This window comes from Microbacterium sp. (assembly GCF_051953575.1).
Lineage (GTDB): Bacteria > Actinomycetota > Actinomycetes > Actinomycetales > Microbacteriaceae > Microbacterium.
The window spans coordinates 1-16,658 of record NZ_JBQCIP010000282.1; the positions used below are offsets into that span (position 1 = coordinate 1).

A 16,658-nucleotide genomic window follows, 5' to 3' on the forward strand; every position below is an offset into this window, starting at 1 on the left:
CGTGGCGGCCTCCTTCAAGAAGCACCAGTTCTCGAACACCGAGCTGTCCGACCTCCTCGTCGAGCTCGAGACGACCAGCGGCCGGGAGCTCGGCACCTGGTCGAAGAAGTGGCTCGAGACCGCCGGCGTCAACACGCTCTCGCCCGAGATCGCGACGGATGTCGACGGCAGGATCACGCGCTTCGCGATCGTCCAGACGGCACCCGCCGACTACCCGACGATCCGTCCGCACCGCCTCGGGGTCGGCTTCTACAGCCTGCGCGGCGATGCGCTCGTGCGCGTCCACCGCGTAGAGCTCGACGTCGACGGCGACCTCACCGAGGTGCCGGAGCTCAAGGGCATCGAGCGGCCCGATCTCGTGCTGCTCAACGACGATGATCTCGCCTACGCCAAGATCCGCCTCGACGAGCGCTCGATCGCCACGGCGATCGAGCATCTCGCGAAGATCAGCGACCCGCTCGCCCGCTCCCTCGTGTGGGGCGCCGCGTGGGATCAGACCCGGGATGCCGAGGCCTCCCCGAGCGACTACATCGACCTCGTGCTGCGCAACATCGGCGCAGAGACCGAGTCGACGACGGTCCGCACGACGCTCGCGCAGCTGCAGCTCGCCGCGAACTCGTACGTCGCGCCCGAGAAGCGCGACGCCACTCGCGCCAAGGTCGCCGACGCGCTGTGGGAGCTGGCGCAGGCAGCAGAGGCCGGCAGCGACAGCCAGCTGCAGTTCGTGACGGCCTTCGCGTCCGCGGCGGCCACGGCGGCTCAGTGGGACAAGGTGCGCGCGGTGCGCGAGGGCGCCGAGTCGTTCGAGGGACTCGAGGTCGACACCGACCTGTCGTGGCAGCTGCTCGTCTCGCTGGCCGCCGGGGGCGCCGTGACCGCCGCCGACATCGACGCGGCGCTGGAGGCCGACAACACGGCCAAGGGCGGTGAGTTCGCCGCGCAGGCGAAGGCGGCCCTCCCCTCGGCCGAGGCGAAGGACGCGGCGTGGGCCTCGCTCGTCGACAACGACGATCAGCCCAACACGATCGTCCGCTCCGCGGCGCTCGGCTTCGTGCACCCGGCCGGTCGCGACCTGCTGGGCGACTACGTCGCGCGCTATTTCGACGCGCTGCTGCCGATCTGGAACTCGCGCACCTACCAGATCGCGCAGTACCTGATCGTGGGCCTCTACCCGGCTCCGCTCGCCGACGTCGCACTGCGCGATGCGACGCGCGCGTGGCTCGAGGCCAACGCCGACGCCGCACCCGCGCTGCGCCGTCTCGTCGCCGAGAACCTCGCCGGCGTCGAGCGTGCCCTCGCCGTCCAGGACCGCGACGCGCAGTAGTCGAGCTGCAGATCGATCGGATGCCTCGGCCCGCGCGTGCGGGCTGAGGCATCCGCCGTATGGGCACGAGGAATCATCCCGCGGTACCGCCTCCGCACAGCACGACGGCACCGCAGGAGGACGCGGATGACGCAGGCGCGCCCGTAGCGTCGGATGCATGATCGTTGCAGAAGAGCTCACGAAGAGATTCGGGGACAAGACCGCCGTTGACGGTGTGTCGTTCACCGTCCAGCCCGGGAAGGTGACGGGCTTCCTCGGCCCGAACGGCGCCGGCAAGTCCACCACGATGCGGATGATCGTCGGGCTCGATCGCCCGACGTCCGGGCGCACCACGGTCGACGGGCAGGACTACCGGGCGCTGCGCGCACCGCTCACCGAGGTGGGCGTGCTCCTCGACGCCAAGGCCGTCCACACCGGCCGCACGGCGCGCAACCACCTGCGGGCGATGGCGGCGACCCACGGCATCCCGCTCTCCCGCGTCGACGAGGTGATCCGGATCACGGGCCTCGACTCGGTCGCGAACAAGCGTGCGGGCAAGTTCTCGCTCGGCATGGGACAGCGGCTGGGCATCGCCTCGGCGCTGCTCGGCGACCCGCAGACCCTCATCCTCGACGAGCCCGTCAACGGACTCGACCCCGAAGGGGTGCGCTGGGTGCGCGACTTCGTTCGCCACGCGGCCTCCGAAGGCCGCACCGTACTGCTGTCGAGTCACCTCATGAGCGAGATGGCTCAGACGGCCGACCACATCGTCGTGCTGGGACGCGGGCGCGTGCTCGCCGACGCACCGCTCGACGACCTCGTGCGGGCCTGGACGACCATCTCGATGCGCGTGCGCAGTCCGCGCGCCGCCGAACTGGCAGGCCTCGTGGCCGGCCCCGACGTGAGCATCACCAGCACCACGCCGGGACTGCTCGAGATCACGGGCGTGACCCCGGAGTTCGTCGGCGACACCGCCGCAGCCCACGGCATCCCCGTCCACGAACTGACCACCACGACCGGCTCGCTCGAACAGGCGTACCTCGCCCTCACCGAGAGCTCTGTCGAGTACAAGACCAAGGAGATCTCATGACCGCCGTCGCCGCCGCACCGGCCACGCGCACGCGCACCGCTTCGCCCTACCGCCTCACCTTCGGACACCTGCTGCGCAGCGAATGGATCAAGATCACATCGGTGCGCTCCACGTGGTGGTCGCTCGGGATCACGGCGGCGCTGTCCATCGGCATCTCGATGATGATCGCGGGCGCGTCGTCGAGCTTCGGTCCGGGCTTCCCCGCCGTCAGCGCCATCCTCATGCCGATCCAGTTCACGATGCTCGTAGCGGGCATCCTGGGGGCGATCGTGATCACCGGCGAGTACTCGACCGGCATGATCCGCTCGACACTGACCGCGGAGCCGCGACGCGGAGCCGTCGTCGCCGCCAAGGCCGTCGTCATCGCGGCGCTCATGGCGGTGGTCACCGTCGTGACGTACGTGATCGCGATCGTCGCCACGGCGCCGCTCCTTGCGCAGGGCATCGACCGGTCCGAGCCGTCGCTCTCGATCGTCCCCCTCGCCTACGGCGTGCTGTCCATGGTGGCCTTCACCCTCATCGGCCTCGGCTTCGGCTTCATCGTGCGCAACGGCGCCGGTGCGATCGCGAGCACGGTGGGCGTGCTGTTCGTCCTGCCGATCGTGGTCACGATGTTCACCATGGCCGGCGAGGGATGGCGCTGGATCGTCGACCTCGGCAGGTACCTGCCGATGAACGCGGCCTCGACGCTCACGGCCCCCGGGGCCGAGGACATCGTGCCCGCCCTGCTCGCACTGGCCGGCTGGACGCTCATCCCGCTGCTGATCGGCTGGGGCGTCCTGCGCACGCGTGACGCGTAGAGTCGAGCCCATGGCACCTCGCCGCAGCTCCGCATCCGAACCGGTGGATGCGGAGCTGCTGCTGCCACGCCCGCCCGGCGTGATCCGGCGGTTCTGGGCCCGGCATCCGCTCTTCACCGACATCCTCGTCGCGCTCATCGGCCTCGCCATCGCCCTGACCACGGCCGGCCCGGTCGGCACCGGCGACGCCGATCCCGGGGCGGCGTTCCACATCGTCTCGATTGGGATCGCCCTCGCGGCCGCCGCATCGCTCCTGCTGCGCCGCCGGTGGCCGCTGGTGCCCTACGCGCTCGCCGTGCTGCTGCAGCTCGTGATGCTCGCGTATCCGTCGGCCGCCGGCTCGCCGCTGCTGATCCTCTCGATGTACGCCGTCGCCGTCTACGGGTCGAGCCGCCTGTGCTGGATCGCGTACGGCGTGGGCATGGGCGCGATCGCGGTGGTCGGCGCAGTGAGCGTGCTCGTGGGCGCCGCCGATCTGCAGGCCGCGCTGAACGCGCTGCTGGCTGCGGCCGTCGTCGCACTTGTGGGCGCACTCGTCGGCATCAACATCGGCAACCGCAAGCGGTATCTGGAGGCCGTCATCGACCGCTCACGCCAGCTCGTCGTCGAGCGCGACCAGCAGGCGCAGCTCGCTGCGGCGGACGAACGCGCCCGCATCGCCCGCGAGATGCACGACGTCGTGTCGCACTCGCTGACGGTGATCGTGGCCCTCGCCGAAGGCGCCGCCGCCACACCCGACGTCGACCGTGCCCGCGGCGCCATGGAAGCTGCGGCCGGCACCGCGCGCGAGGCGCTCACCGAGATGCGCATGATGCTCGGCGTGCTGCGCGACGGCGACGCGGACGCCCCGCTCGCGCCCCTCGCGCCCGTGTCGCCGTACGACGTCGTCGCCTCGGCGCAGCGCGCCGGGTACCCCGCCACCCTCGTCGTCACCGGGGCGGCCGAACTGTCGGACGCGGCGCAGTACGCCGTCGGCCGCATCGTGCAGGAGGGCGTCACCAACGCCATGCGGCACGCCCCCTCGGCCACCGCCATCCGCGTGAGCGTCGAGCACGGCGCGGAGGCCACCATCGTCACGGTGCACAACGACCGGGCCGAGCCGTCCCTCGGGGCGGGCGGCTTCGGTCTGCGAGGGATCGCCGAGCGCACGGCGCACATCGGCGGCACGCTGTCGGCCGGTCCCGACGGCGCCGGTGGCTGGGACCTCACGGCCTCCATCCCCGCGACCGCGCCCGACGCCGAGCCCACCCCGCCCCGAGAGGACGACCGATGAGCGATGCCGCCCCCATCCGGGTGCTGATCGCCGACGACCAGGCGCTCATCCGCGTCGGCTTCAGGCTCGTCCTCGAATCGGAGGACGACCTGGAGGTCGTCGGCGAAGCAGGCGACGGGCAGGAGGCCGCCGACCTCGCGGTGCGGCTGCGTCCGGACGTCGTGCTGATGGATGTGCGGATGCCGGTCCTCGACGGCATCGCGGCGACCGCCCTGATCGCCCGCCTCGCCCCCGACACACGCGTGCTCGTGCTCACCACGTTCGACCTCGACGAGTACGCCTTCGGAGCGCTGGATGCCGGAGCCAGCGGGTTCCTGCTGAAGGATGCGCAGCGGGCCGAGCTCACGTCGGCCATCCGCGCCGTGCACCGCGGCGACACCCCGCTCTCGCCGCGGATCACGCGGGTGCTGCTGAACCGCCTGGGATCGCAGCCGACCGCGCAGCCCGTGATCCCTGACCCGACGGGCGAGCTCACCGAGCGCGAACGCGAGGTGTTCCTGGCGATGGGGCGCGGGTACACCAACAGCGAGATCTCACAGCAGCTGTTCCTGAGCGAGTCGACCGTCAAGACGCACGTCGGCAGGGTGCTGGCGAAGATCGGCGCACGGGACCGGGTGCACGCCGTCATCCTCGCCCACCGCCTTCGGCTGCTCGACGACCACGACCCGCTCCCGCCCGTGCGCTGAGGTCTTTCCAAGGCCGCGATCGTTAGGCTTGTGGAGATGACTTCCGTGCCCCTCGAGGATCCCCCCGCCATCACCACTGCCACCTTCTGGCAGAGCGTCGGGGAGTTCTTCGTGTCTGCGGGATGGAACGTGCTCGCCGTGGTCGGCATCATCGTCGGCGCCTTCCTGCTCGTCTGGATCCTGCGCCTCGTGATCCGCCGCGTCGTGAACCGCATCGTGAACGGCGCGAAGTCGAAGGCCAACGTCGACGACACCCAGGCGCTGGAGCGCTCACCGCTCGCCTCAGTCCGCCTGGTGCAGCGCACGCGGACGCTGGGGTCGATCCTCAGCAACATCGTCAACGTCACCGTCGTGATCATCGCGCTGCTGCTCATCATCAACGTGCTCGCGCCCACGGCCCTCGGCTCGCTGACCCTGCTGACCGCCGCTGTCGGCGCCGGCCTCGGCTTCGGCGCGCAGAACATCGTCAAGGACGTCCTGAACGGCATCTTCATCGTCGCCGAGGACCAGGTCGGCATCGGCGACGTCGTCGACCTCGGCCTGGCCACCGGCATCGTGGAGTACGTGAGCGTGCGCGTCACGCATGTGCGTGACGTGAACGGCACCCTCTGGTACGTCCGCAACGGCGAGATCACACGCATCGGCAACCTCTCGCAGGGCTGGTCGCGCGTCATCCTCGACCTCTCGGTCGCGGTCGACTCCGACATCGACGAGGTCGAGCGGGTCATGCTCGACACCGCCCGCGGGCTCGCCAAGGATCCCAAGTGGCGCACGCGGATCATCGAGCAGCCCGAGGTGTGGGGCCTGGAGTCGATCTCGGGCGACGCCCTGGTCATCCGCCTCGTGATCAAGACCCGGGCCAACGCCAAGGACGACGTGGCGCGGGAGCTGCGCATGCGGCTGAAGCACGCCATCGACGAGATGGGCATCTCGCTCCCCTCGCTCACCGCTGTCATGCCCACCGGCCTCGAAGGCGCCCAGCGCGTGCGCGGCGCCAATCCGCCGAAGACGCGGCCCAATCCCGTCACGCCTGCCGCCGAGGGCGCCGTGTGGAAGCCCAAGCGCACGTCCAAGAAGAAGCCGCCGTCGCCCGACGAAGACCCCAGCGCGACTCCCGGAGGACAGTCATGAGCGATGCGACCCCGATGAGCTTCTACGACGAGGTCGGCGGCCACGACACGTTCGTCCGCCTCGTCGACGCGTTCTACGCGGGTGTCGCCGATGACGCGGTGCTGCGGCCGATGTATCCCGAAGAGGACCTGGGCCCCGCCAAGCACCGGCTGACGACGTTCCTGGAGCAGTACTGGGGCGGCCCGACGACGTACGGCGAGGAGCGGGGCCACCCGCGGCTGCGGATGCGTCACGCGCCGTTCCACGTCAATCCCGACGCGCGTGACCGCTGGCTCGCACACATGCGTGTCGCCGTCGATGCGCTGGAGCTTCCCCCGCTGCACGAGGCGACCCTGTGGGACTACCTCCAGCGCGCCGCGCAGGCGATGGTGAACACGTTCGAGCCGTCCGGCATCGGGCCCGCGGCAGGCGCCCGGGCCGCGGCATCCCTTCCTGTCACGGCCGTCCCGCCGACCAGCACCGAACCCACCCGCTGACAGCCCACCCGAGATCCCCCCGGCCGACGAAGGAGTCGACATGCCCGCAGCCACCCATCGCACCGACGTGCTCGTGATCGGATGGGGGCTGGCCGGACTCGTCGCCGCCGCCGAAGCCGCCGCCGCGGGCAAGAAGGTCACGATCGTCGATCAGGAGCCTCGCACCAACCTCGGTGGCCAGGCCTGGTGGTCGTTCGGCGGCCTGTTCTTTGTGGACTCCCCCGAGCAGCGCCGCCTCGGGATCAAGGACTCTCTCGAGCTCGCCCGCCAGGACTGGTTCGGCAACGCCGGTTTCGACCGCGATGAGGACCTGTGGCCGCGCCGGTGGGCCGAGGCATACCTGCAGTTCGCGCACCAGGAGAAGCGCGCGTGGCTGCGCGAGAAGGGCGTCGGGTTCTTCCCGATCGTGGGGTGGGCGGAGCGCGGCGGCTACACCGCCACCGGCCCCGGCAACTCGGTGCCGCGGTTCCACATCACCTGGGGCACCGGCCCCGGCATCGTCGCCCCCTTCCAGGCGGAGGTCGAGGCCGCCGAGGCCGACGGCCGGGTGACGATCCTGCCGCGCCACAAGGTCACCGCGCTGACCGTCGAGGACGGTGTCGTCACCGGCGCCGAGGGCGAGATCCTCGAGCCCTCCGGCGCCGCACGGGGTGTGGCGAGCTCGCGCGACGCCGTCGACACGTTCACGGTGGCCGCGCAGGCGACGATCGTCGCATCGGGCGGCATCGGCGGCAATCACGAGCTCGTGCGCCGGTGGTGGCCCGCGCGCCTGGGCACTCCCCCGCAGACGATGATCACCGGCGTCCCGGCGTACGTCGACGGCTCGATGCAGCCGGTCGCCGAGGCCGCCGGCGCCCGCCTCATCAACGGCGACCGCATGTGGCACTACGTCGAGGGCATCCAGAACTGGGATCCCGTGTGGCCCGACCACGGCATCCGCATCCTCCCCGGTCCGTCGTCGGTGTGGCTGGATGCCACCGGCACGCGGCTGCCCGTCCCGCTGTTCCCCGGCTTCGACACGCTCGGCACCCTCGCCCACCTGCGTGCGACCGGGTACGACCACTCGTGGTTCGTGCTGTCGCAGAAGATCATCGAGAAGGAGTTCACGCTCTCGGGCAGCGAGCAGAATCCCGACCTCACCGGCAAGGACGTACGGCTGCTGGCGAAGTCGCGGCTCGGCAAGGGCGCTGCCGGCCCTGTGCAGGCGTTCATGGACAAGGGGGCCGACTTCGTCGTGCGCGAGAAGCTGGACGACCTCATCGCGGGCATGCAGGCGCTGCCGGGCGGCGAAGCACTGGATCCGGAGCGGGTGCGGTTCGAGGTCGAGGCGCGCGATCGCGAGATCGACAACGACTTCACGAAGGACGCGCAGATCGCGATGCTGCGCTCGGCGCGCGCGTTCCGCGGCGACCGGCTCATCCGGACGGCGAGCCCGCACCGCATCCTCGCGCGCGACTCCGGGCCGCTGATCGCCGTCAAGCTCCACGTGCTGACCCGCAAGTCTCTGGGCGGCATCGAGACGGACCTGTCGGCCCGCGCGCTCGGTGCGAACGGGGAACCGGTGCCGGGACTTTACGCGGCAGGCGAAGCCAGCGGGTTCGGGGGCGGCGGCGTGCACGGCTACCGCGCGCTGGAAGGCACCTTCGTCGGAGGATGCCTCTTCTCGGGGCGGGTCGCCGGCCGGGCGGCCGCAGCGGCCGTCTGACCTGCTCCGCGCCGGGCCGCGCCGATCTCAGTCGGCGCGTCCGGTGCGCCGCACGGGCGTCAGACCTGAAACCAGGGGCCCGCGAACGACGACGTGACCGCGGTCGAGAGTGACCCGTGTCCATGGGCCGTTCGCGAACACGCGCGAGGTCTCTGCGCCGCTGATGAACCCCATGCTGAGCGCAGCGAACGCCACGCCGAGCGGCAGCCCGCCGAGCTCGTCGTCGGGTGCACCCCACACGGCCGCGCGCACCGCACGGACGACGTCTTCGCCGGCATCCGTCGGCACCGCGTCCGAGACCCGGGCGATGCCGCCCTGCGCCTTGGCCGCCAGCGTGGACGCCTCTATGCCGGGGCGCGGCGCCCACCCGCTGCGCGGTGGCGCGATCCCCGCCCAGGCGGCCGACAGCGCCGTCTCGGGCAGCGTCAGGGCGAGCGGGTCGTCGGCGACGGCGGCCAGGGAGGATGCGTCCACCACGAGGTCGCACACGAGCTCGGGGTCGGCGGCGAGCGTGCGCATCGCGAGCACGGTCGGCGTCGCGTCGCCCAGCCCCTTCGGCGCCAGCGGGGCGGCTGTCATCGCCAGCACGCCGCCCGACGCCTGCAGGCGCACGCCCTCGTCCGTGAAGCGGGCGGCGCGGCCGGCGAAGGTGAGCGCGTCCGCGGCGGAGGAAGGATCGGCGAACAGCAGGCGGGGAGGCATCGCCCCTAAGCTACCAAGCGGAACGACGGGCGCCCGTCGCCCCCATCCACGCACCCGACGTCGAGGAGACCCGTGAACGCCGAGCACCCCGCCGATCCTCCCGCCGACGCCGTCGCGTCGATGCTCTCGGTGCTCGACCTCAGCGGCTCCGACGCGCGCACGACGGAGGACATCTTCACGGGGCGCTCGCAGTCGATGCCGCTCGGCCGGGTCTACGGGGGCCAGGTGCTCGCGCAGTCGATCGTTGCGGCATCCCGCACCCTCCCGGATGACCGCAAGGTGCACTCGATGCACGGCTACTTCCTGCGGCCGGGCGACTCGGCGAAGGGCATCACGTTCTCGGTCGACCGCATCCACGACGGACGCTCGTTCTCGACCCGACGCACCCAGGCCTACCAGGAGGGCGTGCCGATCTTCTCGATGATCGCGTCGTTCCAGGACGAGGATCCGGGCCTGGAACATCAGGCGGCGATGCCGGCCGGCGTGCCGCATCCCGATGACCTGCCCGACATCGAGGCGCGGCTGGACGGCCTTCACCCGATGTCGAAGAGGTTCTTCACCGACCGGCCGGTGGAGCTGCGGCACATCCCGTCGCCGATCTACACGGCCGTCGAGGGGCCGCAGCAGCCCGAGCAGATGGTGTGGATGCGGGTGCGCCGGCAGATCCCCGACGACCCGGCGATCCACCGCGCGGCGCTGGCGTACCTGACCGACCTGACGATCCAGGAGTCCATCCTGCGCGCACACGGGATCGCCTGGACCACGCCCGGCCTCAAGGTGGCGAGCCTCGACCACGCGATGTGGTGGCACAGGTTCGGTCGGGTGGACGAATGGATGCTGTACGTCCAGGAGTCCCCGAGCGCCCGCGGCGGCCGCGGACTGGCCACGGGCCGCATCTACAGCGCCCGCGGCGCGCTGCTCGCCAGCGTGGCGCAGGAGATCATGGTGCGTGTCCCGGAGGACCGCGCCACGCAGGCCTGACGCGCGCTCCCCCGCCGCTCAGTGGCGGTGTGCGTAGCGGATGGGCTCGCCGACGTACGGCGACCACGCGTCGCGCTCGGCCGCCGTCAGGCGGAGCGGGCGGCCTGTGGCGGCATCCACTTTCACGACGACCGTGGTCGCCCGCGCATAGAGCACGCGCGGGACGTCTTGGGCCTCGACGGGGCTGTAGACCTCGTAGCAGACCTCGATGCTCGATCCGCCGATCTTGCCGAACCACATCTGCACGTCGAGCGGATGCCGCTGGTAGGGCACGGGAGCGAGGTACTCGATCTCTTGCCGCGCGATGAGCGTCAGCACGCCGCTGTGGATGCTGGAATCGAGCACCGCCGTCGTGGGGGCGTCCTCACCCGGGGCGGGGATCCAGAACGCGCGGACGCGCGCCTCTTCGAGGAGCTTCAGCATCGACGTGTTGTTGACGTGGTTGAACGCGTCGAGGTCGCCCCACCGCACGTGGATGGGGACGTGCAGCCGGAGGCCGCCCCCGACGGGAGCGGCCTCCGTGCCTGCCGTGTCAGTCACGCGTCAGCTTGCGGTACGTGGTCCGGTGCGGGCGGGCCGCATCCGCGCCGAGGCGGTCGATCTTGTTCGCCTCGTAGGCCTCGAAGTTGCCCTCGAACCAGTACCACTGGTCGGGGTTCTCCTCGGTGCCCTCGTAGGCCAGGATGTGCGTCGCGATGCGGTCGAGGAACCACCGATCGTGCGTGATCACGACGGCGCAGCCGGGGAACTCCAGCAGGGCGTTCTCGAGCGACTGCAGCGTCTCGACGTCGAGGTCGTTCGTCGGCTCGTCGAGGAGCAGCAGGTTGCCGCCCTCTTTGAGCGTGAGGGCGAGGTTGAGACGGTTGCGCTCACCGCCGGAGAGCACACCCGCCTTCTTCTGCTGGTCGGGCCCCTTGAAACCGAACTTCGAGACGTACGCCCGCGAGGGGATCTCGGTCTTGCCGACAGTGATGATGTCGAGGCCGTCCGAGACGACTTCCCACAGCGTCTTATTGGGGTCGATGCTCGCGCGCGACTGATCGACGTAGCTGATCTTGACCGTCTCGCCGATCTTGAGGTCGCCGCCGTCGAGCGGCTCGAGGCCGACGATCGTCTTGAACAGCGTGGTCTTTCCGACACCGTTGGGGCCGATGACGCCGACGATGCCGTTCGGCGGCAGGGTGAAGCTCAGCCCGTCGATGAGCGAGCGGCCGTCGAAGCCCTTCTGGAGCTTCTTGGCCTCGATCACGACGCTGCCCAGACGCGGCCCCGGCGGGATCGTGATCTCTTCGAAGTCGAGCTTGCGGGTCCGGTCCGCCTCGGCGGCCATCTCTTCGTAGCGGGCCAGACGGGCCTTCGACTTCGCCTGGCGGCCCTTCTGGTTCGAGCGGACCCAGTCGAGCTCTTCGGCCAGACGCTTGGCGAGCTTCGCGTCCTTCTTGCCCTGGATGGCGAGCCGCTCGGCCTTCTTCTCGAGGTAGGTCGAGTAGTTGCCCTCGTAGCCGATGAGCCGGCCGCGGTCGACCTCGGCGATCCATTCCGCGACGTTGTCGAGGAAGTACCGGTCGTGCGTGATGGCGATCACGGCGCCCGCGTACTTCTGCAAGTGCTGCTCGAGCCACAGCACGCTCTCGGCGTCGAGGTGGTTCGTCGGCTCGTCGAGCAGGAGGAGGTCGGGCTTCTGCAGGAGCAGCTTCGCGAGGGCGACGCGGCGCCGCTCACCACCCGACAGGTTCGCGACCGAGGCATCGGCCGGCGGAGTGCGCAGCGCGTCCATCGCCTGCTCGAGCTGCGAGTCCAGGTCCCACGCGTCCGCGGCGTCGATCTCTTCCTGCAGCGTGCCCATCTCGGCCAGGAGCGCGTCGAAGTCGGCGTCCGGGTCGGCCATGAGACCGGAGATCTCATTGAAGCGGTCCAGCTTCGCCTTGATGGCGACGCCCTCCTGGATGTTCTCCAGCACCGTCTTGGACTCGTCCAGCTCGGGCTCCTGCATGAGGATGCCGACCGTGAATCCGGGTGACAGCTTCGCCTCGCCGTTGGACGGGGTGTCGAGCCCCGCCATGATCTTGAGGATCGTCGACTTTCCGGCGCCGTTCGGGCCCACCATGCCGATCTTGGCGCCCGGCAGGAATGCCATGGTCACGTCGTCGAGGATCAGCTTCTCGCCGACCGCCTTGCGGGCGCGGACCATCGAGTAGATGTACTCAGCCATCGGGTTCTCGTTCTCCTTGCATCAGACGTCAGCGTCCCAGCCTACCGGCCGTGCACGCGCGCTCGGTGGCCGCGGTCACCAGTCGATGGGCCGGGTCTGGCCGATGAGGCACGTCCCCTCGGCCACGACCGGCACCACGACGGTGACCGGATCGCCGGTGGCCGGGCCGATCTGGCCGACAAGGCACTCGTCACCCCACCGGACGGAGAACTGGATGCTCTCCGCCGGGTTGCCGACGGTGGAGGTGTCGCTGGTGACCTGCATCGCCGTCTTGTCGAAACCGGCTGCCACGAGCGCGTCGATGTAGGCGCGCCCCGACACGCGCGAGTCCGTCGCCCAGACCGCGGCCGTGACTGCTGCGAAGTACGGCAGGTTGTCCGCCGCGGTGCCGTCCGGCACGAGGGTCGGCGCCGGCGCCGGCGAGTCTGTCGCGCCGGCGCTCGGTGAGCCGCCGGATGTCGGCCCGGTCGTGAGCGAGATCGAGGTTCCGCTCGGCGTGGGTGCCGGCGCGACCGGTGCACAGGCGGCCAGGACACCGATGACCGTCATCGTCAGCAGCCCGACCGCTCCGCGCCGCATTCGTGTCGTCACAGCGTTCGCGGCCGGTGCAGGGAGTCGGGACACGGACGCAGTCTACGTGCGCGTGCCCGGCTCCCCTCTGAACGCCGTGGGACCGGCATCCTCAGAACGGTGCGTCCGCCGGATCGGCGTCGCCGGCGCCTCCTCCGGCATGAGCACCCACCAGTTCGGGGACGTCGGCCTGCTCAGCGCCTCCGACGCCGGGGGCGGCCCAGGCATCCGCGTCGGCGGTGGTCTGCCACGCGTCGACGGGCACGGGGTCGACGGCGCGGCGCCGCTCGTCCTTGACGAAGGTGGTGGTGCCCCACAGCAGATCGTGACCGACCGCATCGGCCTCGATGTCGAAGGCGATGCCGCTCTTGTCGCCGCTCTCCCACTCGCGCTGCCGCAGCCGACCGGTGAGGATCACGCGGTCGCCGCGGTGGAGCGACGCGAACGCGTGGTCCGCGAGACCGCGGAACACCGAGACCGTGTACCAGTTCGTGCCGGAGTCGACCCATCGCTCCGCCTGCCTGTCGTACTTCCGCTGTCCGCTCGCCACGCGGAACGAGGTGATCGCCACGCCGTTCTGCGTGCGTTTGAACTGCGGCTCGCTCGCCACGTTCCCCGTGACGGTGATGGTGTCGTACAGATCGCTCATGTCGGTTCCTCTCTCTCGGATCCGAGGGCTGTCCCCGGATCCGCCGGCGCCCCGTGCCCGAAGGCGCCGGCGGATGGGAACAGCCTGTCCGGGCCCGAGGTGCGACGGGACTTCTCCCGTGCGATCTGGGGAGAACCGTGCCGACCACGGTCGCTGGGGAGGAAGGGAGCCGTCTCCTCGCAGTGTCGGAGGTAGAACGTATCTTCGAAGCGGAAGGAGAGAACATGACGATGATCCTCGAAACGCGCGGGCTGACCCCGCCTCACGTCTCGGCCCGCGCGCGAGTGCGGCTCGATCCCGCCGCCCCCGGTCTGTGGCGGGTGCGGGACCCCGCCGGTCTCGTCATCGGCCATCTCCAGGCCGTCCCCGAAGGCGGAGAGACGCGCTTCCGCGCGCGTCGGTTCCACGCCGCCACCCATGCATTCCGCGACCTCGGCGACTTCTGGAGCGCCGATGACGCCGTCGAATGCCTACGACTCGGGCGTTGAGGCGCTCTCAGACCACTGCATCCGCGTGTTCCACCATGGACGCCGGCGCGCCGGCCTTCACCGCCGCCCAAGAATCCGACAGCACGCGTGCGGCGCGCACCATGTCGTCGGGCGGCGACGTGAACGGCACGCGCAGATGCCGGTCATGCCCGCCTTCGATCGAGAACCGCGAGCCGGCGGTGAGCAGCACGCCGCGCGACCGCGCCTCGATCACGAGTGCGGAGCTGAGCGGAGCGTCGAGCTCGATCCACAGGGCCACACCGCCATGGACGTCCGGGATGCGCCATGACGGGAGCTGCGCGCGGAGTGCGGCCACGACCGCATCCCTTCCGGCACGCAGCAGCGCGGAGCGCTGGGCGACGATCGCGTCGAAGTCGCCGAGCAGACGGGCGGCGATGGCCTGCTCGAACTCCGGAGTGCCGAGGTCGTGCGCCGGGCGCGCGGCGACCAGCCGGCGGATGAGCTCGCCGTCGGCACGCACCCAGCCGACGCGCAGCCCGCCCCACACGGTCTTGCCGAGCGAGCCGATGCGCACGACTGTTCCGGGCTCGGCATCGACGAACCCTGAAGCCATGGGTCCGCGGTCGATATCGAGGTCACCGGTGGTCTCGTCGAGCACGAGGACCGTGCCCGCGCGCTCCCCCGCGCTCAGGATGGCCGATCGCTCTTCGGCGGTCATGCTCCGCCCGGTGGGGTTCTGGAAGTCGGGCATCAGGTACGCCATGACCGGCAGGGTGCGGGCGAACACCTGCTCGGCACGATCGACGTCCCATCCGTCGTCGGTCGTCACGGGGACGCCCGCCAGGCGCCCTCCGGCCCGTCGGAGGGCGTCGACGGCGTGCGGGTACGTCGGAGTCTCGACCACGACCCGGTCGCCCCTTCCCAGAAGCACCGACGACACCAGATGGATCGCGCTCTGTGCACCGGTGGTGACGAGCACCTCCGCAGGCGACGTGGGGATCCCCCGCCGCGAGTAGCGCTCCGCGATCGCCGCGCGGAGGTCGGCCCCGCCGAGCACGTCGTAGCCGACGCGCGAGATCAGCGCCGCCGAATTCGCGGCAGCCTCGGCCATGACGCCCGCCAGCCCCGGCCAGGCGGGCGGGCTGGCCTGCTGAAGGTCGATCATGCCGTCCGTCGCAGCGGCACGGCCCGTGTCTCGATGCCCGACGGGCAGTGTCACGCTGCCCGAGCCTCGCAGACTGGCGATGTGTCCGGTGTCACGCAGGCTCCGGTATGCCGCGGCGACGGTGCTGCGACTCACGTGGAGTGCCGCCGAGAGTTCGCGCTCCGCGGGCAGAGCGGTCCGCGGCGCGATGCGATTGTCCAGACATAGGAGCCGGATGCCGTCGGCAAGCGCCTCGTACGCAGGTTCACGGGTGCGCCAGCCCCCGAGCGCGGCGGCTAGGGCGCGGGCGGAGACACGGGAGTCCATGAGGCCAGAGTAGCGACATTGGCCTGTTTATACCGAGCCAATACTGCGATTGGATGGCTTCATGAGTCGTCGCGTCGCCCAACTGCTGATCGGCCTGTTTCTCTACGGCGCGGGGTGCGCTCTCACGGTCGAGGCAGGACTCGGCGTCGACCCGTGGACGGTCTTCGCCCAGGGCCTGTCGTTGCGGACCGGAATCGGCATCGGGTGGATCACCAACATCGTCGGCTTCTTCGTGCTGCTGCTGTGGATCCCGCTGCGACAGAAGCCGGGCGTCGGGACGATCGCGAACATCCTTCTCGTCGGCACCAGCATGCAGCTCGTGCTGGGCATCGTACCGCCGGTCTCAGGGCTCCTGGCGCAGACCGCGACGCTCCTGGCAGGGATCCTCGTCGTCGCGATCGCATCCGGCCTCTACATCGGCGCGCGATTCGGCCCGGGCCCGCGAGACGGGCTGATGACCGGGCTCAACTCGCGGCTCGGCTGGCCGATCTGGCTCTGCCGGGCTCTCGTCGAGCTGACCGTGCTCGCCATCGGCTGGATGCTCGGCGGGACGGTCGGAATCGGCACGGTGCTGTTCGCGGCGCTCATCGGCCCGCTCGTGCATGTCGCGCTGCCACTGTTCGACACCGGGCGCCGGCAACGCGTTCCCGAGCGCGCACGTCCGACCCATTCGGCCCCGACCGCTCGGGTCCCGGCAGACGGGGCCGCCGCCGAGCCGGCGCCCTGACGAGCGCCGACAGGGGCGACGGCCTGCGGAATCAGTGCTCTTCGAACCGGGGCCAGTCGCTGCCCGGCATCATCCGGGCATGGAGGGCGCTCTTGGCCACCTCCATCGTCGGATACGTGCCCGCGACCGTGTCGGCGCCGGCCATCGTCACCGTGTAGCCGCCGTCGTCCTTGCGGATGCTGCCGACCACGCCGCCGGTGCCGAAGGCGACCCAGAGAGGGTGGTGCGTCTGTGTGGTGCTCATCGTGAACTCCTTTCGATGCCTCCGAGGCCGACGCTACGCCGCGACGCCCCGGGAAACCAGAGTCGGCGACGGCGTGGCGCGACCGGGTAATCTGGGAACTCACCCTTCCCTCCGTAGCTCAGGGGACAGAGCGAGCGGTTTCTACCCGCCAGGTCGGGGGTTCGAATCCTCCCGGGGGGGCACCGGGGC

The 16,658-nt window shown here is 70.7% G+C and carries 18 protein-coding genes and 1 tRNA gene; 12 read left to right on the forward strand and 7 right to left on the reverse strand.

Annotation, left to right across the window (positions count from 1 at the left end):
- The 8 genes from ACTHNQ_RS17665 to ACTHNQ_RS17700 form a co-directional block, all read left to right on the forward strand.
- Positions 1 to 1,324: ERAP1-like C-terminal domain-containing protein (locus ACTHNQ_RS17665; protein WP_440335254.1), on the forward strand; the 1,324-nt coding region annotated here is incomplete at its 5' end.
- 157 nt (positions 1,325 to 1,481) lie between these two features.
- Positions 1,482 to 2,393: an ABC transporter ATP-binding protein gene (locus ACTHNQ_RS17670; RefSeq protein WP_440335255.1), complete on the forward strand. Its 912-nt coding sequence runs from the start codon at positions 1,482 to 1,484 to the stop codon at positions 2,391 to 2,393.
- A complete protein-coding gene (locus tag ACTHNQ_RS17675) occupies positions 2,390 to 3,193 on the forward strand; it encodes an ABC transporter permease (protein WP_440335256.1) in 804 nt (267 codons plus the stop codon). The genes ACTHNQ_RS17670 and ACTHNQ_RS17675 overlap by 4 nt, the downstream gene beginning before the upstream one ends.
- Before the next feature lie 10 nt (positions 3,194 to 3,203).
- Entirely contained in the window at positions 3,204 to 4,466 is a 1,263-nt protein-coding gene (locus tag ACTHNQ_RS17680) for a sensor histidine kinase (RefSeq protein WP_440335257.1), read from the forward strand.
- Positions 4,463 to 5,152, forward strand: coding sequence for a response regulator (locus ACTHNQ_RS17685; RefSeq protein WP_440335258.1), 690 nt, complete (start codon positions 4,463 to 4,465; stop codon positions 5,150 to 5,152). Before ACTHNQ_RS17680 ends, ACTHNQ_RS17685 begins: the two co-directional genes overlap by 4 nt.
- 36 nt (positions 5,153 to 5,188) lie before the next feature.
- Positions 5,189 to 6,283 (forward strand): mechanosensitive ion channel family protein, encoded by a 1,095-nt coding sequence (locus tag ACTHNQ_RS17690; protein WP_440335259.1) that lies wholly within the window; start codon positions 5,189 to 5,191, stop codon positions 6,281 to 6,283.
- Positions 6,280 to 6,759, forward strand: a complete 480-nt coding sequence (locus ACTHNQ_RS17695; protein WP_440335260.1) for a globin — start codon at positions 6,280 to 6,282, stop codon at positions 6,757 to 6,759. The genes ACTHNQ_RS17690 and ACTHNQ_RS17695 overlap by 4 nt, the downstream gene beginning before the upstream one ends.
- A gap of 40 nt (positions 6,760 to 6,799) precedes the next feature.
- Entirely contained in the window at positions 6,800 to 8,464 is a 1,665-nt protein-coding gene (locus tag ACTHNQ_RS17700) for an FAD-binding dehydrogenase (protein ID WP_440335261.1), read from the forward strand.
- A gap of 27 nt (positions 8,465 to 8,491) precedes the next feature.
- On the opposite strand, the gene ACTHNQ_RS17705 is transcribed toward ACTHNQ_RS17700, so the two are convergent.
- Positions 8,492 to 9,166 (reverse strand): hypothetical protein, encoded by a 675-nt coding sequence (locus ACTHNQ_RS17705; RefSeq protein ID WP_440335262.1) that lies wholly within the window; start codon positions 9,164 to 9,166, stop codon positions 8,492 to 8,494.
- Between the two features lie 120 nt (positions 9,167 to 9,286).
- Between ACTHNQ_RS17705 and ACTHNQ_RS17710 the strand changes: the two genes are divergently transcribed.
- The gene (locus tag ACTHNQ_RS17710; RefSeq protein WP_440335270.1) at positions 9,287 to 10,147 is read left to right on the forward strand and encodes an acyl-CoA thioesterase; all 861 of its coding nucleotides are present in this window, start codon (positions 9,287 to 9,289) and stop codon (positions 10,145 to 10,147) included.
- Between the two features lie 18 nt (positions 10,148 to 10,165).
- Here ACTHNQ_RS17710 and ACTHNQ_RS17715 read toward each other — a convergent pair whose 3' ends face one another.
- The 4 genes from ACTHNQ_RS17715 to ssb all read right to left on the reverse strand — a co-directional run bounded on the left by ACTHNQ_RS17715 (position 10,166) and on the right by ssb (position 13,578).
- Positions 10,166 to 10,687, reverse strand: a complete 522-nt coding sequence (locus tag ACTHNQ_RS17715; RefSeq protein ID WP_440335263.1) for an acyl-CoA thioesterase — start codon at positions 10,685 to 10,687, stop codon at positions 10,166 to 10,168.
- Positions 10,680 to 12,359 carry an energy-dependent translational throttle protein EttA gene (gene ettA / locus ACTHNQ_RS17720; protein WP_440335264.1) on the reverse strand — a complete coding sequence of 560 codons (1,680 nt, stop codon included), beginning with the start codon at positions 12,357 to 12,359 and terminating at the stop codon, positions 10,680 to 10,682. Before ettA ends, ACTHNQ_RS17715 begins: the two co-directional genes overlap by 8 nt.
- 75 nt (positions 12,360 to 12,434) lie before the next feature.
- The gene (locus tag ACTHNQ_RS17725) at positions 12,435 to 12,938 is read right to left on the reverse strand and encodes a DUF6993 domain-containing protein (RefSeq protein ID WP_440335271.1); all 504 of its coding nucleotides are present in this window, start codon (positions 12,936 to 12,938) and stop codon (positions 12,435 to 12,437) included.
- 103 nt (positions 12,939 to 13,041) lie between these two features.
- Positions 13,042 to 13,578 carry a single-stranded DNA-binding protein gene (gene ssb, locus ACTHNQ_RS17730; protein ID WP_440335265.1) on the reverse strand — a complete coding sequence of 179 codons (537 nt, stop codon included), beginning with the start codon at positions 13,576 to 13,578 and terminating at the stop codon, positions 13,042 to 13,044.
- Positions 13,579 to 13,802: 224 nt separating this feature from the next.
- Here ssb and ACTHNQ_RS17735 point away from each other — a divergent pair, with 224 nt between their 5' ends.
- A complete protein-coding gene (locus tag ACTHNQ_RS17735) occupies positions 13,803 to 14,066 on the forward strand; it encodes a hypothetical protein (protein WP_440335266.1) in 264 nt (87 codons plus the stop codon).
- Positions 14,067 to 14,073: 7 nt separating this feature from the next.
- Here the strand turns inward: ACTHNQ_RS17735 and yczR are convergent, their stop codons facing one another.
- Positions 14,074 to 15,498 (reverse strand): MocR-like transcription factor YczR, encoded by a 1,425-nt coding sequence (gene yczR, locus ACTHNQ_RS17740; protein WP_440335267.1) that lies wholly within the window; start codon positions 15,496 to 15,498, stop codon positions 14,074 to 14,076.
- A 61-nt stretch (positions 15,499 to 15,559) separates the two neighbouring features.
- On the opposite strand from yczR, the gene yczE reads away from it, so the two are divergent.
- The gene (yczE, locus tag ACTHNQ_RS17745; RefSeq protein WP_440335268.1) at positions 15,560 to 16,225 is read left to right on the forward strand and encodes a membrane protein YczE; all 666 of its coding nucleotides are present in this window, start codon (positions 15,560 to 15,562) and stop codon (positions 16,223 to 16,225) included.
- 31 nt (positions 16,226 to 16,256) lie between these two features.
- Here yczE and ACTHNQ_RS17750 read toward each other — a convergent pair whose 3' ends face one another.
- Complete coding sequence (locus ACTHNQ_RS17750) at positions 16,257 to 16,469, reverse strand: methyltransferase (RefSeq protein WP_440335269.1); 213 nt, start codon at positions 16,467 to 16,469, stop codon at positions 16,257 to 16,259.
- Between the two features lie 107 nt (positions 16,470 to 16,576).
- Between ACTHNQ_RS17750 and ACTHNQ_RS17755 the strand changes: the two genes are divergently transcribed.
- Positions 16,577 to 16,649: transfer RNA gene (locus ACTHNQ_RS17755), tRNA-Arg, on the forward strand.
- The last annotated feature ends 9 nt before the right edge of the window (positions 16,650 to 16,658 follow it).